A 21833-nucleotide genomic window follows, 5' to 3' on the forward strand; every position below is an offset into this window, starting at 1 on the left:
TCCCTGTGAAGGTGTACGCCATGTCTGCTGCCGCCGACGGCTTCCGCATGCCCGCCGAGTGGGCCCCGCACGAACGCACCTGGATGGCGTGGCCGTGCCCCAACCCCACCTTCGACGACCCCGCGGCCCTGGACGAGTCCCGCCTCGCCTGGGCCAACGTCGCCCGCGCCGTACGCCGCTTCGAGCCCGTCACCGTGGTCTGCGGGCCCGCCCAGTCCGCGTACGCGAGCGAACTCCTCGGACCGGACATCGAGGTGGTGGAGCGGGAGCTCGACGACGCCTGGATGCGGGACATCGGCCCCACCTTCCTCACCGACGGCAAGGGCACGCTGGCCGCCGTGGACTGGACGTTCAACGGCTGGGGCGCCCAGGAGTGGGCCCGCTGGGACCACGACTCCAAGATCGGCGCGTACGTGGCCGACCTCGCCGGAGCCCGGACGTACACCTCGGCCCTCGTCAACGAGGGTGGCGGCATCCACGTCGACGGCGAGGGCACCGTGCTGCTCACCGAGACCGTCCAGCTCGGCCCCGAGCGCAACCCCGGCCTGACCAAGGAGGAGGTCGAGGCGGAGATCCACGCCCACCTCGGCACCACCAAGGCCATCTGGCTGCCGCGCGGCCTCACCGCCGACTACCCCGGCCACGGCTACGGCACCCTCGGCCACGTCGACATCGTCGCCGCCTTCGCCGCGCCCGGCGTCGTCCTCGTCCACTCCCAGCGCGACCCCGCCCACCCCGACCACGAGGTCAGCAAGGAGATCATCGCGACCCTGTCCGGCCAGACGGACGCGCGCGGCCGCACCCTGCGGATCGTCGAGGTCCCCGCCCCGACCGTCCTCAAGGACGACGAGGGCTGGGTCGACTACTCCTACATCAACCACTACCTCTGCAACGGCGGCGTCGTCCTGTGCGCCTTCGGCGACCCGAACGACGAGATAGCCGCGGGCATCTTCCGCGGTCTCTTCCCCGGCCGGACCGTGACGCTCGTCGACGCCCGTACGATCTTTGCCGGGGGTGGTGGCATCCACTGCATCACCCAGCAGCAGCCTTCTACTGCTGGTCGGTGAGCTGACCTGGAAAGTTCATCGGAAAAACCTGACCTTAGTCAGCTTTGGTTAGCCTGAGACTGCCCGTGTTGGGAGTGATCAACTCCCATTCGTCTCCCATGGGAGAGGGTGAGGCTCCGATGCGCCGTCATGTCGGGGCCTCACCGAGGGGACCAGGGCGGGGCTGCCACCCGGGGAGGAGGACTCATGTCCCCGCCCTTGTCGTCCTGCAACGAGCACCCCGTGGATATGTCGCTAGCGAGCCTTCTGTGTCCGCCGGCGACTCAGACCGCCCGCCCGCCTTTGGGGTGCTGGCGGACGGGCGGCGTCTTGTGGGCTGGAACTCATCCCCAGCCGGGATCGCCTGGCTTGTCGGGCGCGGTGAGTGCCGCGAGTTCCTCCCCGCCCTGGGGGGCGACTCCCCAGCCGGGGTCGCCCACGGCTACGACGGTCGCCCTGGCCTCCTTATCGGTGACGGTCGCGGCGGTGCCTCCCGCAATCACGCTGGCGAGGAGGAGCGCGGCCACGCCGGCGCGTATCGCTTTCTTGATCATGAATCCCCTATTCCCGCACACGTTGAATCGAACACACTTTCGCTTCTGAGTTGCTGTACGCAGCCTGGCATTTGCGCAAGGACCAGCGGTTCACGCTGCGGAAACCCGAACGTTCGGGTTTCCGCGAACGAGTAACGGGGGCGTGCACGGATGCGCTGGAAGTTGCAGGAGAGGGGTGCGAATGGGCGCGATGGGGGATCCGGAAGACGAGGCAGAGCTGCCGCTCTCGGACCTCGATATCGAGGCGTACAGAGCCGTTGCGGCAGGAGAACCGGTTGACGACGCGAGACTGACGCGACTGACGGCGCTGGGGCTGGTCGACCGCAATCCGTACGAGAGCGGCGGGCATATCGCTCTGGACCCGCGCACAGCCGCACAGCGATTGCTCGCCGCGGAACGCGCCGTTATGTCCCGGGCCATTGACCGCATGGCGCGGATTCCAGCCTTGGAGTCTCTCGTCACACACTTCGACCCGAACCGCATGTACGGGGGCCCGGGGTCTGAGTTCCTGCCCTCGAAAAGCCTCATGAACCCGCGCATCGGACAGGCGTAGGGCGAGGCCGAGACCGAGCTGTTCACCTCGCAGCCGGGCCAACCCGAGGACCGTGACCCTTCGGTGCAGCGCCTCGGCGTGGAGCGGGCCCGGGCAGTTTCCGGTCGCGGCGTACAGGTGCGGTCGCTGTACGCCGCCAGCGCACTCGGCCATCCGGGGACGCGGGAGTACGTGGCCGAGATCCTGGAGAGCGGCGGGGAGGTGCGTGTGGGTAGCCATCTGCCGCCACGAATGGCTCTCATAGGCCGGCGGCATCTCTTCATCGACAACCATGTTTTGCCTGACTCCGAATCCGATGCAGGTTGGCACGTCTTCGACGTGGCGGCAGTGGCCTGGTCCCGACGGGTCTTCGCTGAGTACTGGGATTTCGGGACGCCGTGGCAGCAGGCTTTTCAGGCGGCGAATGGGGCGATCACGAATGAGCGCCAGCGCAAGATCCTGCGGCAGCTGGACGCCGGATATCACCAACAACAGGTGGGCGCCCAGGTCGGCTTGAGTGAACGCGCCGTCAGCAAGGAGCTGGCCGAGCTGCGCTCTGTACTCCGTCTGCGGTCGACCTATCAACTGATGTCATGGTGGGGGCGATCGCCTGAGCGTGACCTGCCGTAGGGGCTGTGCCGCTTCGTCCCGCTCCGCGACGTCGCGTAACGCACTCACCCGCCGTCATTGGCTTTCCGTCTGGCATCTGCCCGGGCCGCCTTCAGCGCCGGGCTCTCCTCGGCGCGCGGGCACCGGCACAGGCAGTTCACCGGTCGGGCGATGATGACGATGCGGTCGCCGTCCACGGTGAGGGAGGTCAGCAGCTGGCAGGCGTGCGGCTCATCGCCGCCCCCGGTCAGCAGCGCGTAGAGACAGGGCGCGCAGTGCACCGGCTTCAGCTCGCTGTGGGGCATGGCTTCCTCTCCTTCGCGTCGGCGGGTGGTGGGCGGCCCGCCCCTGAGCTCACCATCAGCGGGCCGCCCCGTCCCGTGCGCGACCCGCCCCGGGCCGCCGGACGGGGGCCTACTCGGCCTCGGCGGGGGACAGCAGCCCACGGGCGGTCGGCCGTTTGGTAGAACGCGCTATCGGTGGCGCGTAACCGCGCGCCGCTACCGCCGGTGACGGTGGACATGCACGTCGGTAGTGCGCGGGTTGCTCACGGTGTGGTGGTCGGGAATGGTCCGTCCGGCGAGTGTTACGCCGCTGGTGATGCGGCAGTTGCGCCCTACGGCGAGGCCGGGGCCGAGGCTGATGTTGTTGCCCGTCTGGACGCCGTCACCAATGAGTGCGCCGAACTGCGGGGTCCCGCAGCGGTAGATGCCTTCAGAGGTGCGCAGGATGATCTCGCGTTCGGGGGTGCGCATCTGGGGGCTCCACATGCTGATCGCGGCGACGGTGAGGTTGGCGGAGAGGTGCGCACCGGAGCCGACGAGGGTGCGGTTGATACCGATGCGGTGGCCGAGCACGGCGCCTTCGCCGATGAAGGCGCGGGTGACCTCGCAGTTGAATCCGACGGAGGCGCCGGCGCCGATGACGGAGCCGTCACGAACGGTGGTGAATTCCCAGACTTGGGCGCCCGGTCCGATGATGACGTCGTCGCCGATCAGGGCGGTGGGGTGGACTCGGGCGCTGGGATGGATGCGGTGCTCGATCCGGCTTAGTGCCTCGCGGTGGAGGTCGGGCCAGGCGGCGAGGAACTCGGCGAGGTCGGTCTTGCCGAGGCTGCCGTAGGGGGTTGCCGTGAGCTGAGGGCAGGCAGGCGCCTGGAGGTAGTCGCCCAGGAGAAGCGGGCCGGGGGCCATCAGGTGCTCCTTCGAACGGGTATTGAACGGAATGGGGCAGGGGAGTGAACGGATAGGCTCGCGGTCTCCGTCGCCGTCGAGAGGGAGTCGTTTCTGTGGAGCTGCCACGCCTCGGGGTCGTGATCGTGACCATGGGGAACCGGCCGCGCGAGGTCGACGAGCTGCTTGCGTCGGTGGCCAAGCAGGACGTGGCGCCCGCGCGCATCGTGATCGTGGGCAACGGCTCGCCGCTGCCCGACTTCCCGGGCCTGCCCGGCGAGGTGACGGTCATCGAGAACGAGGACAACCTGGGTTGTCCCGGCGGCCGCAACACGGGCATCGCCCGGCTCCGGGAGTTCGGCGACATCGACGTCGTGGTCGAGCTGGACGACGATGGACTCCTTGTCCAGGATGACGTCTTCCGCCGGATCCGCGATCTGTTCGCCGCCGACCCGGGCCTGGGCATCATCGGCTTCCGGATCGCCGATGAAGACGGTGAGACCGCCCGCCGCCACATCCCGAGGCTGCGCGCGAAGGACCCCATGCGGGGTGGCCTGGTGACCGCATTTCTCGGCGGAGCCCACGCCTTCGCGATGCCGATGCTGGACCGGGTCGGAGACTGGCCGGCGGAGTTCTTCTTCACCCACGAGGAGACTGACCTCGCCTGGCGGGCCCTCGATGACGGATGGAAGATCCTCTACGAGCCGGAGCTGCTGCTCCAGCACCCCAAGACTTCCCCGGCCCGGCATGCGGTCTACTACCGGATGACTGCCCGTAACCGGGTTTGGCTCGCCAAACGGCATCTGCCTGCCCTCCTCGTGCCGGTGTACCTGGGCGTGTGGATCGTGCTCACGCTGGCCCGAACCCGCACGGCGGGCGGCCTGAAGGCGTGGATCGGCGGCTTCGCCGAGGGTGTGCGCACCCCGTGCGGGCGGCGCCGAGCGATGCGCTGGCGGACCGTGGCCCGGATGACGCGGCTCGGCCGGCCGCCTGTGATCTGAGGTTCTACGCGGCGGTCGCGGAGTCGCGAAGCCAGGTAGGAATTGCTTCTGGTGCCCGTTTGAGCCAGGCCGTGTAGCGGGCGACGCCTTCGGACACGCTCACCGTCGGGCGCCAACCGAGCAGCCGCTCCATGCGGCGGATCGAGGCGTAACCGCCCAGTGGGTCACCAGGCGGCATCGGTGTCTCCAGGAAGTCGACGTCTTGGTACTGGGCGGCCACCAGTTCGGCCACGGTCCGGATCGCGGTGGGCGTGCCTGTTCCGATGTTGATGGTTTGACGGTGCGCGCCGGGGGTGACCAGGGCACGGAGGGTGCCCGCGGCTACATCGTCGACGTGGACTAGGTCGCGTACTTGGTGGCCGCCGCCGTTGAGGTGCAGGGGCAGGCCGAGGGCGGCGCGAGTGGCGAACCAGGCGACTACCCAGGAGTGCGAGTTCGGTTTGATGACCTGAGGTTCGCCGTAGACGGAGAAGTAGCGCACGATCGCGTACGAGGTACCCACGGCATCGAGGGTCAGGGCGGTCTGGGTCTCGCCCCACGCCTTGGAGTTGCCGTACACCGACATCGGGCGCAGCGCGCGGTCCTCGTGGAACTGTGGTGGGGTCCGGCCGAAGACGGTGCCGAGGAGCTCGCGGGTGGAGCGGTGCTCGTCGATGGGCGGGGCCCAGTCGTCGGGGTTGCCGTTGCCGTAGACGCTGGCGGACGACACGAACACCATGCGGTGGATCCGGTCGCTGGCGGCGACTGCGTCCAGAACGGTCTGGGTGCCGGTGACGTTGCTGGCGATGGCGTCCATCGGGCGGCGGGTGCATGCGGCGACGTCGGCGAGCGCCGCAGCATGGATGACGTAGTCGCTGCGAGCGACGGCCTGACGGACCAGGGCGGTGTCCTGCACGTCTCCGACGAGGACAGCCGGGTCGTCCTCGCGGACGCCGAAGAGGTCGCGGTAGACCTGATACGGGTAGGCGTCGAGAGTGCACAGCGCGATCGGCCGCGCGTTGAGTGAGCGCAGGTGGGCTGCGATGCGGCTGCCGATGAGTCCGGCGCCGCCGGTGACGAGGACGGTCTTGCCCGCAAGGTGCTCGGCGAGCGTGTCGGGCTGGGCCTTCATGGTGATCTCCAATCGTTCACACGAACGCGACGGGATACTGCTCGGTGATCTCGGTGATCTCGGTGATCTCGGTGATCTCGGTGCCGCGCCGCCAGACCCGGACGCCCTCGCTCATCGCCGTACCGTCCGCATGGCCATGCGCAGGGCCGTACCGATGCGGCAACGGGTGAGGTCGTCGGCGCACTGCTCGCAGGACTGGGTGTGGTCGAGGAGCGCCCCATAGATGTGCTCGAAGCCGCAACGGCGGCAGCTGCGGGGGAACCATCGGGTCACGCTGCCGTTGGCGCTGACCTCGCGACGCTCCCCGAGGCCGACGGCGACGGCGCTGTCGAGGCTCGCCGTACACCAGACACAGCGGCGACCACACAACTGCTCCTCAGCGAGCCCTGCCAGATCGGGCAGTTCGATCGATACAGCTGTTGTTGTGCCGCTAGTGGTCGTCATAGGGGCCCTCACAGTCAGGTGGTCTGCATCACACCAGTGACCGTAGGAGAGCCCCTCGTGCTCACCCGAGCTGACAGTTCGGGTGAGCCACAGGCTCGCCAGTTAAACGACTCCCATCCGCACGGCCAACTGCTCGGCCTGACGTGCGTGCATGGCTCGGGCCCGGCGAATCACCGTCAGCACCAGTTGCCGCGCGAGCGGAGTCCGAGCGAGGTCTTCCGGGGCGGCGGCTTCCAGACCGAGCAGGGCGAGAAGCACGGCAGCGTCGTCTCGCCGCTGGCTGTGGCAGGCCGCGACCTCCAGGCCGAACGTGAACTCCCGTTCCACGCTTGGCAGATCGCTCGTATCGATGGCGTCTGCGGTGTGCAGGGCCTCGCCGGTCTCACCCGCCTCCATGTCGATGGACAGGGCGTGCAATGCCACGTTGGTCGGCCCGAACACCGTCCAGCCCACGTTGCTGCTGTCGAGCACCGTGCGGGCCGCGGGCGCCGCGTGCTGGACGAGCCGGTCGCGCGCCTCCCACCAACGGCGCCGACGGGCTGCGCCGACGACGGCCACAAGCTGGAGGGCACCACTCATCGCGGTTCGCTCCGCCTCCGGCATCCGCGCAGTGGTTACGTTTTCGGCCGCCCGCAGCGCCAGTTCCTCTGCCTCGGCGGGCTGACCAGCGGCGAGCAACACGTGTCCCAGATTCCACTGCGCCGTGGCGATACGCAGCGGATCGTCGGCGTCCTCGGCGGCGCGCATCGCCCGGTCCGCTGCGATGGTGGCGAGATCGACACGACCGGTACGACGCAGATACGAGCGGAGCAGGCAGTACAGATCCGCGGCCACCCGGAGCACACCGCGGCGCTCGGCTGGGTCCGCTCCAGCCCGAGCGGCGCGTACCGTGCGCTCGACGTCGGCGACCAGCACAGGCAGAGTCTGTGCTGCCTGCGTGAATCGGTCGCCCGCGGTCTGCCAGAACTGCCAAGCGGCTTCCACTCGGTCTCTCAACTCGACCGCCGTGGCGGGCCCAGCGCTGAACGGCGGACCGTACCCGAGGAGCGCCCGACCAACTGCGGCCTCGGCCGTGTCCGCTGATTCCTCTTCGGTCGGCGGCTGCTCCGACAACAGTGCGGCGGTGGGCACCCCCAACTCTTGGGCAAGGGCGTACAGGATGGGCAGGGACGGCATCTTGAGGCCGCGCTCGATCTGCGACAGATAGTCAGGGGAGATGCCGACCAGTCCGGCGACCGCGTCCTGTCGGCGCCCGCCGCGGTAGTGCCTGATTCGGTCTCCGATGGGGAGGTCCGCTGCCACCATGCGCCCACTCCTTGCCCGCTACGCCTGAGCGTAAGGTGCCCGCTACGCGGGGACACGGGAATCCATCGAGAGAGGGGACGCCGTGCCAGAGCTGGTGTTGTGGGACATCGACCATACGCTGATGGCGACCGGAGGCCTTGGTCGCGAATTGTGGGCGGAGGCATTCCGCGAGGTGACCGGCGTCGAGATGCGAGAGCAGGCGTCCGTCACCGGGTCGACGGAGCGCGTGATTCTCCGGGAGACCGCGCGGCTGCACGACCTTCCGTACAGCGATGAGCTGTTCGAGTCCTTCGCCAACGCTCTCGCCGCCGTGCATGTCCGGCGGGCCGCCGAGTTGCGCGAGCGCGGGCACGCGCTGCCCGGAGCCGCCGCGATCCTTGCTCGCCTCGCGGAGCAGGGCGTGCGGCAGACCGTGGTGACGGGCAACGTACGTGGAGCCGCGCAGGTCAAGTTGGCGGTCTTCGGACTTGACGACTACATGCGGCTCGACGACGGAGCGTACGGCCAGGATGGGGAGGAGCGCCCCGAGCTGCTGCGCATGGCCCTGGCACGTTCCTCGACTCGGGCCGAAGATGCAGTGTTCCTGGGAGATACGCCGGCGGACGTTGCGGGAGGACTGGATGCTGGCGTCCGGATCGTCGCCGTCGCCACAGGGCGCACCACTGCTGATGAGCTGCGGAGTGCTGGTGCGGACGCAGTGCTGGACGGCTTGACGGACACGGAACGGGCACTCGCCGCCATCAAGTCCTGAGCCCAGACGTGCCGAAAGGGCCCCCTCCGCCCGTAGGCGAAGGGGGCCTGTGTCATCGGTACTGGCGGCGCTGCGGATCGAGTGCGGCCTGCGGTGTCGGCGGGTCGTCGGCCGGATCGGGCTGTGGCGGTGCCCCATCTCGGCGGCACACGAGCGCGTCCGGGTCGTCGGCCGGCGCCTGGAGGCTGTAGCCGTCCGGGCACGACGGCCCGTCCCGCCCGTCCTCGCCGTCGGCACCGTCCTTCCCCGGCGGGCCCGCGGGGCCTTCGGGTCCGGCCGGGCCGGGCTCGCCCTGCGGTCCGGGTGGACCCGCGGCGCCGTCTGCGCCCGGAGTTCCGGCCTCGCCGTCCTTGCCCGGCTTCCCCACCCCGTCCTTCCCTCCCTCCCCTGCGGGGCCGATGCTGCCGCCCTTGCCCGGCTGCCCGGATGCGCCGGGCGGGCCCGGCTCACCACGCTCGCCCTGCGGGCCGCGGGGCCCGGGCCGGGACTCGCCGGGCTCCCCGCGAGACCCGGGCGGCCCCGCGATCGGCGTCCCGCCCATCCGCTCCACCTGACGGGCCAGCTGGCCGCGCGCACCGTTGGCGGTACGCAAGTCCTGAGCCTGGCGCACCACCACGACGGTGAGCACAGCAAGGAAGGTGACCACCACGATCAGCGTCAGCCCGATCAACCACTCCACACGCGGCAGCCGCAGCCGCCGACGTCGGTGCGTTGTCTTCATTGCGCCACCACCGCCCACACCGCCACCGCTGCGGACAGCAGCGCCAACAGCACGGGCACGACGAGCTGGTACAGCCGTGCCTGCCGCTCGCGTTCGCGCCGGTCACGCTCCGAGAGCTGGTACTGCTCGAACGCCGTCTCCAGGGTGTCTCGCGCGTCAGAGACCTTCTGGACCTCCTGCGAGAGCTGGGTGATCCGCTGGTCGGTGTAGGCGGACTGGAGGCTGTAGACCTCGGTTGAGACGACTTTGTCGAGGCGGGAGTTGATGCCCTGCGCCATTGCCTGGATGTCCTGGCGCAGGGCGGTGACTGCGCGCCCGAGTTCCCCGACGGTCTGATCCTCGGGCACGCGTGGGCCCTCCCGTCAGGTCAGATCGAGGTGGGCCGTCGCGGAGTGTCCGGCCGGGCGACGGTCTCGGTGATGCTCGGGCCGACCGGTCCGCCGCTAGTGACGATCGCAGTGAGCAGCGCGGCGACGGCGGCCAGGCCGCCCACGGCGAGGGCGTCGGCCCAGTTGGTGTTGAGCAGGCCGAGGCCGTCGGCGCCCGCGATGCCGAGGACGGCCTGCGCGAACGTGCGCACCATGCGTTCGAAGGTGGCCTTCCAGAAAGCGCCTGTGTTCATGGTCAGTTCCTCTTCTCCAGCGCGGTGACGCGCTTCTCCAGAGCGGTCAGCCGCTCCTCGGTCGTGGGCTTCGGGGCGGTGGGCGGCTTCGTGCCGCCGGGCGACCAACTGGCCGCGTGCTTCAGCCGCTCGGTGACCCGCTTGCGGATGTCCGGCATCGAGACGCCGGGCCCGTGCGGGTCGATCTTTCCGGGCTGCCACTCGGCGTGGCCGATGACGGAGGTGTCGCCGCCCTTGCCCCAGCCGTGGGCGCGGCACAGAGCGGCGGAGGCCCGCACGATCGCCTCAACCTGAGCGGCCGGCCAGGGGTCGCGGCCGTCGCCGAGGTTCTCGCACTCGAAGCCGTAGAAGTGCCGGTTGCCGTCGGTCTTCGCCTCGTTGTCCGGAGGCAGTGCCTTCTCAGCGATGACGGCCTGGAGGACGTCGTCGTCCATGCCCGCGTGGTTGGTACGGCCGTAGCCGACGAGGTGGACACGGCCGTCCTTCGTGATCACACCGTGGCAGAGCGGACCCGGGAGCGTGGAGTGGCCCTTCCGGCAGATGTCCACGGAGGCCTTCGCGCCGCGGGTGACGGTGTGGTGGATCATCACGCCGTGCACCGGGCCCCACGGCCCCTTGTGGTTGCGGTTGTGGTGCTCCCAGTCGCCGACCTCGACGACCGTCACACCCTCATCGCGCAGGGCGTCCAGGAAGCGGGCGGCAGACAGCGGCGCGGCCATCAGCGACCACCTGCCTGCGATGCGGCGTCCGCGCCTGCCTGGTAGAGCGAGCTGGCGGCCACAGTCCAGGCGGCCTGAATGTCCTCGCCGAGCTCCTCCCACAGCGGCATCGTGCGGCCGTCATGGGTGAGCCCGCCGGTCACCTCGCCGTCCGCGGCGTACGCCCGCTGTCCGAGATCCTGCGGGAGTGGATGCAGAGCCGTGAGCCCTCCAGGGCATGAAAAAGACCCCGGCCAGACGGCTCGGGGCAGAGCGAACGGTAAGAAGGACAGGGGACTGGCTACGTAGGCGAGAACCAGGAACAGTGACGCCTGCCAACGAGGGTCAACGCCCGTGGCGAGGATGGCGGTCAGGCGCGTCCCTTACGATCGCGTCCATGCCAACCACACCATCTGCCCCTGTCCTGCGCGGCAGCGGCGGCGCCGTTCTCCGATATGAGGATGACGCACTGACGCTGCGCCTCGGGGATGAAGAGACACGCATACCCCTGCGGGCCGTTCGGGACGTCGTACCGGACGGCCGGGCCGTGACCGTGGAGCTGCGGGTCCCGGCCGGGGCCACGCCCGTCGTCCACCGGGTCGAGGGCAGCAACGCGGCCGCGGTCAGCCTGTTCGCGACGGCAGTGGGCACGGCTCTGGCCGGGCTGCCGGAGCCGGACCCGTCCTTCGACGGCGCCGCGCTGGTGACGACCCGTTCCCTGCGGACTCCGCCCCCGCCCCGTACACCTGTCAGCGCAGGCGCGCAGGCGCGAGCCGGGGTCTGGCTCCTGGTCACCCTCGTACCCGGTCTCGCGACGCTTATCTGGACGAGCGTGCTGTTCGTCATGCACGGGGAGCCAGGCATGCTCCTGCTCGCGGTGCCGATGGGAATCGTGACGGTGCTCTTCAACGCGGCGAGCGGCGTCACGGCACAGCGGGCCATGTGGATGTGGCTCCTCCCGTGGCGCGGCATCTCGGTGATGGCCGTGCGCACCAGTCCGTACGGAAAGAGCGGGACCTACGAGTACACGGACCCGAGCGGCAAGACCCACAGCTACTACCGGGACGCGTACGCGAGCGAGATCGAGATCTGCTACCACCCGGACGAACCCGCGGAGAGCGTCGGTGTCTACCCCGTCTACATGCGCGTGCTGGCCACGCTCGGAGCGCTGGTGCTGTGGGCCGTGACGGCGGGCCTCATCTTCGTGGCGATGATGGCCGCCACCGAGTGACCGTCGCGTTGTGGTTGGGCACGAGGGCGGGAGAGGCCCAGAGGTAGCTCATTCGATTGCCTTTCGAGTCACGCGGCTTCGCCGCCGATGTCGGGTAGCGGTCTTGTCCGGGCTCGTGGAGTCGTCGTCAATGCCCTGGCCGCCAGCGCCCGACCAGGTTCCTCGGCAGTCGTTGCCGAAGCGGTGAACGCCCGTGTTGCCAGAGGTGATGGACAGACCCCGGACCGCCTTCGTGGTGGGCGTGGAGCCGGGGCGGCACTTGTTGCCCGACACGGCGATGCCGGCCACGGCTGTGGTCGAGAAGCGGATGGCGTAGGACGAGCTGTTGTTGCGGTTCGCGCCATCCACGAAGTTGTCCCGGACCTGAATGTCGGTGCCGGGCCCGTTCACGAAGATCCCGGCGTCGCGGATCGTGTTGCCGATCGGGTTGGAGTAGTCGGAGGCGACCATGGTGATTCCGTGGTCCCCGGCGGTCCACACGACGTTGCCGGAGATCGTGGTGTTGTTCTGGGCCTCCGTGGGGATGCCGGTGTTGTCGACGTTGGAGATCACGTTGTGGGCGACCGTCGCGCGGGAGACGCGGTGTAGGCGGATCCCGCTCTGATTCCCGGTCGTGCCGTCGATGACGTTGCCCGTGATCGCCAGGTTCAAGATCGTGCCGGACGTCTCGCCCTGGGCCGCGATGACGTTGTCGTAACCGCCGCCATTCCGAAACGAGTTGCCCGTGACGGCGATGTTCCGCATGCTCTGGGACGCGTTGGTCTGGGTGCTGTCGGGGAGCTTGGTGTCCTCCGGGTCTCCCACGATCACGGTGCGGATCCTGACGCCAGAGCCGCAACTGACGAAGGTGTTTCCGCTGATCGTGACGTCCTTCGTCTCCGTGTTGTCGTACGGTCCGAAGCCTCCGAAGACGGCGTTGCTCTTCGCCAGATCGAGCTGGAGGGCCTCCGAGAAGTCCCTGCCACCGGGGTCGACGTAGCCACGGAAGCGGCAGTTCGTGATGGTGGCGTGGTTCGTGGAGTTCAGCTCGACTGCGTGGAAGCCGGGGGTGTCCCTGATCTCCAGGTCCCGGATGACGATGTCCGTGGCGTGCCCGATGCTGATGCACATCGCGGACGCAGTCAGGTCGGCGGTCGTGCCGCGCACGTTCCACAGGCCGCCCTCGATCGTGATGCGGGAGTGACCGGTGTACCCGCCCAGGGACTGGCCCGAGTCGCCGTTGATCAGCATCGTCCCGGCCACGTTGCGCCGGAACTCGGCGCCCTCCATCAGGGTCAGCCGGGTGTTGGTGTAGATCCGCGGGGTCTGCCCGATCAGGTAGGCCCCCGGTGGAACCAGGACCTGGGCGCCGCCGACGTCGCGCGCGAGGTTCAGGGCGAGCTGGATGCCGGCGCCGCGTTCGTGGAACCGGACGCGTCCGCCCCGTAGTTCGTGGCGAGCAGCGAGTCGGACTGGGCCACCGCGCCGAGGCGCCCGGCGGTGATGCCCATGCCGGGCAGCCAGGTGATGGGCGTGGTCAAGGGATGCCCCCCTTCACAGTGAGGTGATGGCGGGCCGGGCCAGCCGCACGGCTGTCCCGCTCGCATGCGGCTTGGTGACGCCGTTGACCGAGCGGGCGCCGACCGTGAACGTCTGCGGGCTGCTGGTGCCGCTGATCGCGGTCACGGACATGAGCTCGCCGCCCACGTCGTTCAAGATCGGCATCTCGTGCGCGTCAGTCGTCCACCGCGGGCCCGCAGTGATGGCGACGGTCAGCGTCGTGTCGTCCGCATCCACGCCGGCCGCCAGCTGGGAGCCGCCCCCAGCGGGAGACGGACGGCGGCCCGCTGCTGACGACCGACTTCAACACGTACTACTGGAAGCCGGTCCGCGACGGGGCCGACGAGCGTACGGGCCGCTACGAGCGGCCCAAGGTGCCAGCGGTGGACGCTTTCGAGAAGAAGCGGATCCACCTGGTGAGGCACGCTCACGGTCCCCACCTCGAAGAGGACGGTGTGCCGGATATTGCGATCGAGGAGAGGCTCGGGCATGTGGTCCAGGGCGTGCGTGGGGTGTACCGGAAGGTGACGCCTAAGATGGAGCGCCAGATCGTGAGCGTGTTACAGGCGCGGTTTGAGGCGGATGCGGCAGCGCATCGAGGTGGAGGCAGGGGTAGCGCCCGGGGCTAGCTCCCATTTTTCTCCCATCCATGATGGGAGAATGGCTATCGATGCAGGTCAGTGGGATGTGCGGCTGGCCCCTGGTGACATCCACTGCATCACCCAGCAGCAGCCGAAGGTGTGATCAAGGAGTGACGGATGGCCGGTCAGGCCCGCGCGCGGAAGAACGCCCCACCGCGTGAGGACGTGCTGTCCGCCGCCATGGAGATGATCGCCGAGCGCGGCCTGGAGAAGCTGACCATGGCCGCGCTCGGCCGCGAGGTCGGCATGAGCTCCGGCCACCTCCTCTACTACTTCCGCACCAAGGACGAGCTGCTGCTGCGCACCCTGGAGTGGAGCGAGGGCCGCCTCGGCACCGAGCGCGGCCGCCTGCTCGCCCGCCCCGGTACGGCCCGCGCGCGCCTGGACGCCTACGTCGAGCTGTATGTCCCCGACGGCCCCGGCGACCCCCACTGGACGCTCTGGCTCGAGGTCTGGAACCGCTCCCTCAACGCCGATGAGGAGGGCCGCGACCGGCAGGCCGCGATCGAGGGCGCCTGGCACCGCGACCTCGTGGCGCTGCTCGCCGAGGGTGCCTCACGCGGCGAGTTCGGACCGGTCGACCCCGACCGCTTCGCCGCCCGGCTGCGGGCGCTCCTCGACGGGTTCTCCATCCATGTGGCGATCGGGCTGCGCGGGACCGGCCGGGACCAAGTCCTCGCGCACGTACGGGAGTTCCTGGACGAAGCGCTCGCCGCCTCGGGCGCGTAGGGACACCTGGCGGCCTGTCCAGGTTGTACGCATACCGGCGGATTGCCCCACCCCCGGGCGGTGCGCTTGTATCCGGGTGGAGGCCGCGCGATCAGCGCCGACGGCACCGTCGTCGCCTTCGGCCCGGTGTACGACCAGCCCGGCCGGCACGCCAAGGAACAACGGGGGAACAGCTCATGCGCACCACCAAGACCACCAAGCACCGCACCGCACTGACGGCCGCCCTCCTCGCCGCCGTCACGGCCACCGCCCTGCCCGCGGCCGCCGCCGCCCCGGCCGCGCCCCGCACGGAGGGCGTCAGCGTCACGCCCGGGGGCAAGGCCGCGAACGACAGGTCCGCGGGGGCCGTGCTCAGCCGCGACGGCCGGTTCGCGGCCTTCGACTCCGAGGCCACCGACCTGGTCGCCGGCGACACGAACGGCGCGCGCGACATCTTCGTACGCGATCTGCGCACCGGAAGGACCGAGCGCATCGCACTGGCGGGCCGCCAGGTCAGCGGCCCCTCGCTGAGCGCCGACGGCCGCTACGTCGCCTTCGTCTCCAGCCCCGCCGACTCCTCCTCCGACCGGGACGTGCGGCTCTACGACCGCAGGACCAGGAAGGTCGAGCGCCTCGACGTCGAACTGCCCGACGGCTACCCCGGTGACAGCGCGGGCGGCGTCTCGCTGAGCGCCGACGCGCGGTACGCCGTCCTCACCACGGACGGGCCGCGATTCGACGGCACGGCGGTCTTCCTGCGCGACCGGAAGGCCGGCACCACCGAGAAGGTCAGCCACCCCTACCCGGGCGGCGACGGAGAGCGCGACGCCCACTCGCCGACCGTCAGCGACGACGGGCGCCGCGTCGTCTACGCCACCTCCTTCGTCAACGGCCCGCGCGGCGACGACTGGAGCGACCTGTGGCTGCGCGACCGCGGGACCGGACAGGTCACGCAGATCGACCGCTCCCACGACGGCTCCAGGACCGAGAAGGAGTCCCTGGCCCCGTCCATCAGCGGCGACGGCCGCACGGTCGTCTTCGAGTCCCGCGACACCCACCTGGTCCCGAACGACGACGACGCCGCGTGGAACGTCTTCGTCCACGACATCGCCACCGGCACCAACCAGCGCGTTCACGGCACCCAGGGCGGCCCCGGCGAGGTCTACACCCGCGCGCCGGCCATCAGCGCCGACAGCCGCCATCTCACCTTCATGACGGAGCTGGCCGAGCCGGGTTCGACGTACGGCAAGGAGTGGCCCGTCTACCTGCGGGACCTGAAGGAGGGCGACACCACCCTGGTCACGCCGGACACCGCGGGCGGCGCGGCCACGGCGACGGTCGCCCCGGGCGGCATCTCGGCCGGAGCCCGCCGCATCGCCTTCCTCTCGGGCGACGAGAGGCTGCTGAGCGGTGACACGAACGACGGCGATGACGCCTTCGTACGCCGCCTGCGCTGACATCGCGCGGCCGAGCGGGCGGCGTGTGGACACGCCGCCCGCATCGTGAGACGGGGCAGCGCGGAGTGTCCGGGTTGTGGCAGGCTGCCACCGTGCTCTCGTTCGCCATGATTATTGGCAGCAGGCGCGCCGGTCCGCAGTGACCGTCTCGTACCACCATGTACGGGCGGACACCGTCGTCCTCGACCCGCGCGCAGACCTCTCGCACCCGCGAGGGGTTTTTTCGTTTCCCGGCCCAACTTCAGCCGGACGCGGAGCGCGCGGGATCATTGGGGGCGGTGGAGCCGGTCCTTCCGGTAGACCGAGATCCGACACAGGAGCCAGATCAGCATGACGGAAACCCCCGCCCCCGACGATTCCTTCCACGTCTTCGACACGACGCTGCGCGACGGCGCCCAGCGCGAAGGCATCAACCTGACCGTCGCGGACAAGCTGACCATCGCCCGGCATCTGGACGACTTCGGCGTGGGCTTCATCGAGGGCGGCTGGCCCGGCGCCAACCCGCGCGACACCGAGTTCTTCGCGCGGGCCCAGCAGGAGATCACCTTCCGGCACGCCCAGCTCGTCGCCTTCGGCGCCACCCGCCGCGCGGGCGCGAAGGCGGCCGATGACCCGCAGGTCAACGCCCTCCTGGAGTCGGGCGCCCCCGTCATCACGCTCGTCGCCAAATCCCACGACCGGCACGTCGAGCTGGCCCTGCGCACCACCTTGGAGGAGAACCTGGAGATGGTGCGGGACACCGTCTCCTACCTCCACTCGCAGGGCCGTCGTGTCTTCGTCGACTGCGAGCACTTCTTCGACGGCTACCGCGCCAACCCCGAGTACGCGAAGGCCGTCGTACGGGCCGCCGCCGAGGCGGGCGCCGACGTCGTCGTCCTGTGCGACACCAACGGCGGCATGCTGCCCGCGCAGGTCCAGGCCGTCGTGGCCACCGTCGCCGCCGACACCGGCGCCCGGCTCGGCATCCACGCCCAGGACGACACCGGCTGCGCGGTCGCCAACACCCTCGCCGCCGTCGACGCCGGCGCCACGCACGTGCAGTGCACGGCCAACGGCTACGGCGAGCGCGTCGGCAACGCCAACCTCTTCCCGGTCGTCGCCGCCCTGGAGCTGAAGTACGGCAAGCAGGTCCTGCCCGAGGGCGCGCTGCGCGAGATGACCCGCGTCTCCCACGCCATCGCCGAGGTCGTCAACCTCACGCCCTCCACGCATCAGCCGTACGTGGGTGTCTCCGCCTTCGCGCACAAGGCCGGACTGCACGCCTCCGCGATCAAGGTCGACCCGGACCTGTACCAGCACATCGACCCGGACCTGGTCGGCAACCGCATCCGCATGCTCGTCTCCGACATGGCGGGCCGCGCCTCCATCGAGCTCAAGGGCAAGGAGCTCGGTGTCGACCTCGGCGACGACCGCGCGCTGGTCGGCCGGGTCGTGGAGCGCGTCAAGGAGCGCGAGCTCCAGGGCTACACGTACGAGGCCGCCGACGCCTCCTTCGAGCTGCTGCTGAGGGAGGAGGCCGAGGGGCGGGCCCGCCGCTACTTCCGCGTGGAGTCCTGGCGGGCGATCGTCGAGGACCGCCCCGACGGCACGCACGCCAACGAGGCGACCGTGAAGCTGTGGGCCAAGGGCGAGCGCATCGTCGCCACGGCGGAGGGAAACGGCCCGGTCAACGCCCTCGACCGGGCGCTGCGGGTCGGCCTGGAGCGGATCTACCCGCAGCTCGCCAAGCTGGAGCTGGTGGACTACAAGGTCCGCATCCTGGAGGGCAAGCACGGCACGTCGTCCACCACGCGCGTGCTGATCTCCACCTCCGACGGCGTGGGGGAGTGGTCGACCGTGGGCGTCGCGGAGAACGTCATCGCCGCGTCGTGGGGCGCGCTGGAGGACGCCTACACGTACGGCCTGCTGCGGGCCGGGGTCGAGCCGGTCGAGTAACCCCCGCCCCGAACCTCCGTCGGCGGCCCCGCTGGGTTACGTTCGAAGTATGAGGAATCGGACGAAGCGGTTCAGTGTGGGGCTCTCCGGGCTGCTGCTCGCCCTGGGCGCCGCGTCCTTCACGGCGGCTCCCGGGGCGTCGGCCGTGGGCGACACCTCGGAGGTGGCCGAGGCCTGGCAGAAGGATCCGGTGTACGTCGATCCCGCGGCGTCGGACCAGCTGTCCGATTCCCAGGCCGACGCCCTCGCCCAGAAGATCGAGGACGCGGGCAAGCCGGTGTTCGTGGCCGTGCTGCCGCAGGACTTCCCGCGGCAGGACATCTTCCAGAAGCTGCGCACCGAGACGGGCGTGACCGGGGTGTACGCGGTCCGGCTCGGCGACGGCTTCGACGCCAAGGCCGACCGGTCGGTGCTGACGCACAACGCCGTGACCAACCTCGTCTCGCTCGTGCGCGGCCAGGACGCGAACACGCAGCTCAACGAATTCGTCGACGAGGCGATCGCGCAGGCGGCGGGCGGGGCGCCGCGGTCCTGGAGCGGCGCACCTGCCGGCGACGGCGTCTCGGTGGGCGCCCTCGCCGGGGTGGGCGTGGTCCTCGTGGCCGGGGGTGTGGGCGCGTACGCCGTGATCCGGCGCAAGCAGCGGCGCCACGAGCAGGCGCAGCGCGAGGCGCTGCGCAAACTGTCCGTCGTCGTCGACGAGGACATCACCGCGTTCGGCGAGGAACTGGACCGGCTCGACTTCCATCCCGCCGAGCCCGGGGCGGACGACGCGATGCGCGCCGACTACGAGCGCGCGCTCGACGCGTACGAGAAGGCCAAGTCGTACATGGCCGGCGGCCCCCCTGGAGGACGGCGCCAGGCCCGGAGGACGGACGCTTCTGGCGTGCCGCCGTGAGGTCCCCGTCTGCGCGGCCGACGCGGCACGCCTGGCGGACGGGCAGGACCCGATGGTGCGCACGGTCGCCACGGACTCGGGGGAGCGTCGTCCCTACTGGGAGGCCCCGCCTGGCGGGCGGGTCGTAACGTTCACCTCGACACCGAACTCACAGTCCTTGTTCTTGGTGAAGAAGGAGAGGTCGAACGCTCTGGCGTCAAAATCTTCGCCACCGTCAAGGTAGATGGCCTTGGCGAAGGCATTTCCAGAGAGCTTGTACGCGTCCTCGTCAGGGTCCCAGCCTTGGTTCTTCCACGGCCTGGGGCTGGGCTCTGTGAGGTCGAAGGCGACTGCCGTGGGAAGCGCCTCGCCGCCGCTGTCTCCGAAAGCGGGGGGAATCACAGCGGTGCCGGTGTAGCGCGTGGGTTTGCAGGAGAGATTGGTGATCCGCATGTTCTGGATCACCACCGTGCCGCGGTGGATGGGAAAGATGGTGACGCGGACCGTGGCTTCATTGACTCGCAAGCCCTTCTGCTTCGCGAACCAGGCCCAGTATGTGTGCGACAGGAATCCGCCGTCCGGAAGACTTTCCGCATTCGTGGTGCGCTGAGCGAGCGCGTATCGGCGGCTGAAATAGAGTTTCGGCTCTCCAGCCTGGATGTCGATCGCAGGACCGATCGTGAGGCGTTCCTCCTTCGCGTCATTTTGCTTGTCCTTGTTCTTTTCACGAGCCTCGGCCTGCTTCACGACCTCCGAGCTCCGCACGGCCGCCGGAAGCCCTCAAACCGCCACGGCCGACGAGACGAGGACACCAATAGCGCCGATCACCGCGAATACCCTCAGGGTCCACTGCCAGACCGTGTTCGGCCGGGCGTTATCGCCGCCCCCCTCCCCCTCATCGGACGCAGTGGACCGAGTGTCGGCCCGGTTTGCGGCATCCGGAGCCGGCTCGGCGGAGGGCCTTGCCCAAGCCGAGGAAGACTCGGTCGAAGGTGAACCGCTTCTCGGCGGCTCGCTGCCCGGGGCTGGTGCTGAGGGAGGAGGGGTTGAAGACATGAAGGCCCCCTGATGTCGCTGACGTCAGCACACTCCATGCCCCGCCTGCCGGGCACTCTTCGCTATTCGGCCGAACTCATCGGGCTTGAGGCGACTTCAACGTAACAGCGCTATAGACAGCCGGGAAGCGGCCTACGGGATCGAACAAAAGCAGCCATGAAGTGTGCTCATGCGATCAGGGCGGCACGCTGACCGTTGTCCTCAACGAGGGCGCGCCTTGACGCGTCCTGCATCGAGACGATACGTTCCGTCTCGATGTCGGATCGGTCCGGTCGTGCGGGAGGGTTACTCATGAGGCATGGAGACGAGCGGGTGCGGGAGCAGTACGTCGAGGTCGCGCCAGGAGTGCGGCTGTGGACGGAGCGGCGTGGGCCGGTCGGCGCACCGGCGCTGCTCCTGGTCATGGGGGCGCAGGCCTCCGGGGTCGGCTGGCCGGAGCCGCTGGTGGAGGTGCTCGCCGAGCACCACCACGTCATCCGCTACGACCACCGCGACACGGGCAGGTCGAGCCACCCCTTCGACGAGAACCCCTACCGCGTCACGGACTTGGCGCAGGACATCGTGGCCGTCCTGGACGGCCTCGGGGTCGACAGGGCGCACCTCGTCGGCCTCTCGCTGGGCGGCATGCTCACCCAGCTGGTGCTGGCCGACCACCCCGAACGGGTACTGAGCGCCACCCTGTTGGGGACGTGCGCGCTGAGCGAGACGTCGTACGTGCGACCCGACGGTACGAGCGTGCCCGTCGCGGAGCTTCCCGGCATCGCGCCGGAGGTGCTGGAGCTGTGGGCGCGCCCGGTCGAGGACCGCGGCCTCGAGGCCGAGTTGGACCGGCGGGTGGAGCACTGGCGCGTGCTGGCCGGCGGGCGGCTCCCCTTCGACGCCGCCCATTTCAGGGAGTTGGAGCGGCGGATCATCGAGCATGCCGGTACGTACGCGGTCTCGACCGCGCACGGCCGCGCCGACGACTCCGGGATGCTGCGCACCGCCGAGCTGGCCCGGAACGAGGTTCCGGCCCTGGTCGTCTCGGCTCCCGCCGAGCCGGTCTTCCCGCCGCCGCACCCCCAGCACCTGGCCCAAGTCATAGCGGGCGCCCGGCTGGTGGAGGTGCCGGGCATGGGGCACGCACTGCCCCCGGCGGTGCTCGGTCCGCTGGCCGAAGCGATCCTGGGCCACGCCGTCGGCCGACGGGCGGCATGACGTCCCGGGCCCGGTCTCAGTCGCCCCGCGGGGCGGGAGTGGTCATGGACCCCGTCACCGCCCACTGCCCGGAGTGCCCCGGCGGCAGCGTCAGATCCCGCCGCACCGCCGCGTAGTACCCCTGCCGCGCGGCGCGCTGCCGCTCCAACAGCCCGGCCCAGGCGTCCGGGTCCCGGGTGGCGCCCCGCAGGAACCGCTCCATCTCGATCACCGTGAGCACCCACACCCGCGCCTTGTCCACCACGTCCGGCGCCCCGAGCATGAGCAGCGCCTCGCCCGCCGGGTCCCGCGCGTCGGCGGCCTCCGTGAAGTGGGGCTCGGCCTCGTCGGGGGAGAGGGGGTGGGGGTGGGGGTCATTGCCGAGGTGGGCGGCGACGCGGTAGGTCAGCGTGACGGACTGCTTCAGGACCCTGGCGTACTCGGTGTAGATCGCGAGCCGCCGCTCTTCCCAGCGGGCCGCCTGTTCCCGCTGGAAGCGGATCCGGTCGCCCCGCGTGATCGCCATGTACGACCCGAGGGCGCCGACGATCACGCCTATGAGGGCGGGCAGTTGCTGTATGAACTCGGGCACGGCGAAACCGTAGCGTGCGGCCGCGGCCCGTGGTGCGGGCGGCCGTCGGGGGCGC

The 21833-nt window shown here is 70.0% G+C and carries 25 protein-coding genes and 2 pseudogenes; 12 read left to right on the top strand and 15 right to left on the bottom strand.

The genetic code is table 11. From position 1 onward, the window contains the following. The first annotated feature begins 20 nt into the window (after nucleotides 1-20). Nucleotides 21-1067, top strand: coding sequence for an agmatine deiminase family protein (locus tag KKZ08_RS27330; protein WP_223776956.1), 1047 nt, complete (start codon nucleotides 21-23; stop codon nucleotides 1065-1067). A 323-nt stretch (nucleotides 1068-1390) separates the two neighbouring features. Here the strand turns inward: KKZ08_RS27330 and KKZ08_RS27335 are convergent, their stop codons facing one another. Beyond that, complete coding sequence (locus KKZ08_RS27335; protein ID WP_223776957.1) at nucleotides 1391-1600, bottom strand: hypothetical protein; 210 nt, start codon at nucleotides 1598-1600, stop codon at nucleotides 1391-1393. A 181-nt stretch (nucleotides 1601-1781) separates the two neighbouring features. Between KKZ08_RS27335 and KKZ08_RS27340 the strand changes: the two genes are divergently transcribed. Further along, nucleotides 1782-2153, top strand: a complete 372-nt coding sequence (locus KKZ08_RS27340) for a hypothetical protein (RefSeq protein ID WP_223776958.1) — start codon at nucleotides 1782-1784, stop codon at nucleotides 2151-2153. Between the two features lie 63 nt (nucleotides 2154-2216). Beyond that, nucleotides 2217-2762 carry a hypothetical protein gene (locus tag KKZ08_RS27345; protein WP_223776959.1) on the top strand — a complete coding sequence of 182 codons (546 nt, stop codon included), beginning with the start codon at nucleotides 2217-2219 and terminating at the stop codon, nucleotides 2760-2762. Between the two features lie 44 nt (nucleotides 2763-2806). Here the strand turns inward: KKZ08_RS27345 and KKZ08_RS27350 are convergent, their stop codons facing one another. Then, nucleotides 2807-3046: a hypothetical protein gene (locus tag KKZ08_RS27350; protein WP_223776960.1), complete on the bottom strand. Its 240-nt coding sequence runs from the start codon at nucleotides 3044-3046 to the stop codon at nucleotides 2807-2809. A 195-nt stretch (nucleotides 3047-3241) separates the two neighbouring features. Next, nucleotides 3242-3934, bottom strand: coding sequence for a DapH/DapD/GlmU-related protein (locus tag KKZ08_RS27355; protein ID WP_223776961.1), 693 nt, complete (start codon nucleotides 3932-3934; stop codon nucleotides 3242-3244). A gap of 95 nt (nucleotides 3935-4029) precedes the next feature. On the opposite strand from KKZ08_RS27355, the gene KKZ08_RS27360 reads away from it, so the two are divergent. Continuing rightward, complete coding sequence (locus tag KKZ08_RS27360) at nucleotides 4030-4914, top strand: glycosyltransferase (protein WP_223776962.1); 885 nt, start codon at nucleotides 4030-4032, stop codon at nucleotides 4912-4914. A 4-nt stretch (nucleotides 4915-4918) separates the two neighbouring features. Here KKZ08_RS27360 and KKZ08_RS27365 read toward each other — a convergent pair whose 3' ends face one another. The 3 genes from KKZ08_RS27365 to KKZ08_RS27375 form a co-directional block, all read right to left on the bottom strand. Then, on the bottom strand, nucleotides 4919-6025 hold the full coding sequence (locus KKZ08_RS27365; protein WP_223776963.1) for an NAD(P)-dependent oxidoreductase: 1107 nt from the start codon (nucleotides 6023-6025) through the stop codon (nucleotides 4919-4921). A gap of 111 nt (nucleotides 6026-6136) precedes the next feature. Further along, nucleotides 6137-6469: a hypothetical protein gene (locus KKZ08_RS27370; protein ID WP_223776964.1), complete on the bottom strand. Its 333-nt coding sequence runs from the start codon at nucleotides 6467-6469 to the stop codon at nucleotides 6137-6139. Between the two features lie 102 nt (nucleotides 6470-6571). After that, nucleotides 6572-7774, bottom strand: a complete 1203-nt coding sequence (locus KKZ08_RS27375; RefSeq protein WP_223776965.1) for a transcriptional regulator — start codon at nucleotides 7772-7774, stop codon at nucleotides 6572-6574. Nucleotides 7775-7856: 82 nt separating this feature from the next. On the opposite strand from KKZ08_RS27375, the gene KKZ08_RS27380 reads away from it, so the two are divergent. Next, nucleotides 7857-8525 (top strand): HAD hydrolase-like protein, encoded by a 669-nt coding sequence (locus KKZ08_RS27380; protein WP_223776966.1) that lies wholly within the window; start codon nucleotides 7857-7859, stop codon nucleotides 8523-8525. A gap of 52 nt (nucleotides 8526-8577) precedes the next feature. Here KKZ08_RS27380 and KKZ08_RS27385 read toward each other — a convergent pair whose 3' ends face one another. From KKZ08_RS27385 to KKZ08_RS27400, 4 genes and pseudogenes are all read right to left on the bottom strand, one after another. After that, nucleotides 8578-9246 carry a collagen-like protein gene (locus KKZ08_RS27385; protein WP_223776967.1) on the bottom strand — a complete coding sequence of 223 codons (669 nt, stop codon included), beginning with the start codon at nucleotides 9244-9246 and terminating at the stop codon, nucleotides 8578-8580. After that, on the bottom strand, nucleotides 9243-9593 hold the full coding sequence (locus tag KKZ08_RS27390; protein WP_223776968.1) for a hypothetical protein: 351 nt from the start codon (nucleotides 9591-9593) through the stop codon (nucleotides 9243-9245). The genes KKZ08_RS27385 and KKZ08_RS27390 overlap by 4 nt, the downstream gene beginning before the upstream one ends. 20 nt (nucleotides 9594-9613) lie before the next feature. Beyond that, nucleotides 9614-9868, bottom strand: coding sequence for a holin (locus tag KKZ08_RS27395; protein WP_223776969.1), 255 nt, complete (start codon nucleotides 9866-9868; stop codon nucleotides 9614-9616). A 122-nt stretch (nucleotides 9869-9990) separates the two neighbouring features. Continuing rightward, a pseudogene (locus tag KKZ08_RS27400) lies at nucleotides 9991-10587 on the bottom strand (N-acetylmuramoyl-L-alanine amidase); the annotation flags it as partial. Nucleotides 10588-10963: 376 nt separating this feature from the next. Between KKZ08_RS27400 and KKZ08_RS27405 the strand changes: the two are divergent. Continuing rightward, on the top strand, nucleotides 10964-11797 hold the full coding sequence (locus tag KKZ08_RS27405) for a hypothetical protein (RefSeq protein ID WP_223776971.1): 834 nt from the start codon (nucleotides 10964-10966) through the stop codon (nucleotides 11795-11797). A 48-nt stretch (nucleotides 11798-11845) separates the two neighbouring features. On the opposite strand, the gene KKZ08_RS27410 is transcribed toward KKZ08_RS27405, so the two are convergent. The 3 genes from KKZ08_RS27410 to KKZ08_RS27420 all read right to left on the bottom strand — a co-directional run bounded on the left by KKZ08_RS27410 (nucleotide 11846) and on the right by KKZ08_RS27420 (nucleotide 13573). Next, nucleotides 11846-13066 (bottom strand): right-handed parallel beta-helix repeat-containing protein, encoded by a 1221-nt coding sequence (locus KKZ08_RS27410; protein ID WP_223776972.1) that lies wholly within the window; start codon nucleotides 13064-13066, stop codon nucleotides 11846-11848. A gap of 101 nt (nucleotides 13067-13167) precedes the next feature. Next, nucleotides 13168-13317: a hypothetical protein gene (locus KKZ08_RS27415; protein WP_223776973.1), complete on the bottom strand. Its 150-nt coding sequence runs from the start codon at nucleotides 13315-13317 to the stop codon at nucleotides 13168-13170. A 13-nt stretch (nucleotides 13318-13330) separates the two neighbouring features. Next, nucleotides 13331-13573 (bottom strand): hypothetical protein, encoded by a 243-nt coding sequence (locus KKZ08_RS27420; RefSeq protein WP_223776974.1) that lies wholly within the window; start codon nucleotides 13571-13573, stop codon nucleotides 13331-13333. Nucleotides 13574-13719: 146 nt separating this feature from the next. On the opposite strand from KKZ08_RS27420, the gene KKZ08_RS27425 reads away from it, so the two are divergent. The 5 genes and pseudogenes from KKZ08_RS27425 to KKZ08_RS27445 form a co-directional block, all read left to right on the top strand. Then, the gene (locus KKZ08_RS27425) at nucleotides 13720-13965 is read left to right on the top strand and encodes a hypothetical protein (protein WP_223776975.1); all 246 of its coding nucleotides are present in this window, start codon (nucleotides 13720-13722) and stop codon (nucleotides 13963-13965) included. 129 nt (nucleotides 13966-14094) lie between these two features. Continuing rightward, nucleotides 14095-14706, top strand: coding sequence for a TetR/AcrR family transcriptional regulator (locus KKZ08_RS27430; RefSeq protein WP_223776976.1), 612 nt, complete (start codon nucleotides 14095-14097; stop codon nucleotides 14704-14706). Nucleotides 14707-14882: 176 nt separating this feature from the next. Further along, entirely contained in the window at nucleotides 14883-16142 is a 1260-nt protein-coding gene (locus KKZ08_RS27435) for a hypothetical protein (protein ID WP_223776977.1), read from the top strand. Between the two features lie 330 nt (nucleotides 16143-16472). After that, nucleotides 16473-18077 carry a citramalate synthase gene (gene cimA / locus KKZ08_RS27440; protein ID WP_223776978.1) on the top strand — a complete coding sequence of 535 codons (1605 nt, stop codon included), beginning with the start codon at nucleotides 16473-16475 and terminating at the stop codon, nucleotides 18075-18077. A gap of 49 nt (nucleotides 18078-18126) precedes the next feature. Continuing rightward, a pseudogene (locus KKZ08_RS27445) lies at nucleotides 18127-19087 on the top strand (hypothetical protein); the annotation flags it as partial. Here KKZ08_RS27445 and KKZ08_RS27450 read toward each other — a convergent pair. Next, nucleotides 19069-19701, bottom strand: coding sequence for a hypothetical protein (locus tag KKZ08_RS27450; RefSeq protein WP_223776979.1), 633 nt, complete (start codon nucleotides 19699-19701; stop codon nucleotides 19069-19071). The pseudogene KKZ08_RS27445 and the gene KKZ08_RS27450 overlap by 19 nt on opposite strands. Before the next feature lie 600 nt (nucleotides 19702-20301). Here KKZ08_RS27450 and KKZ08_RS27455 point away from each other — a divergent pair. Further along, nucleotides 20302-21207 carry an alpha/beta hydrolase gene (locus KKZ08_RS27455; protein ID WP_223776980.1) on the top strand — a complete coding sequence of 302 codons (906 nt, stop codon included), beginning with the start codon at nucleotides 20302-20304 and terminating at the stop codon, nucleotides 21205-21207. A 16-nt stretch (nucleotides 21208-21223) separates the two neighbouring features. Here KKZ08_RS27455 and KKZ08_RS27460 read toward each other — a convergent pair whose 3' ends face one another. Next, nucleotides 21224-21778, bottom strand: a complete 555-nt coding sequence (locus KKZ08_RS27460) for a hypothetical protein (protein ID WP_223776981.1) — start codon at nucleotides 21776-21778, stop codon at nucleotides 21224-21226. Between the last annotated feature and the right edge of the window lie 55 nt (nucleotides 21779-21833).

This window comes from Streptomyces sp. 135 (assembly GCF_020026305.1).
Classification (GTDB): Bacteria; Actinomycetota; Actinomycetes; order Streptomycetales; family Streptomycetaceae; genus Streptomyces.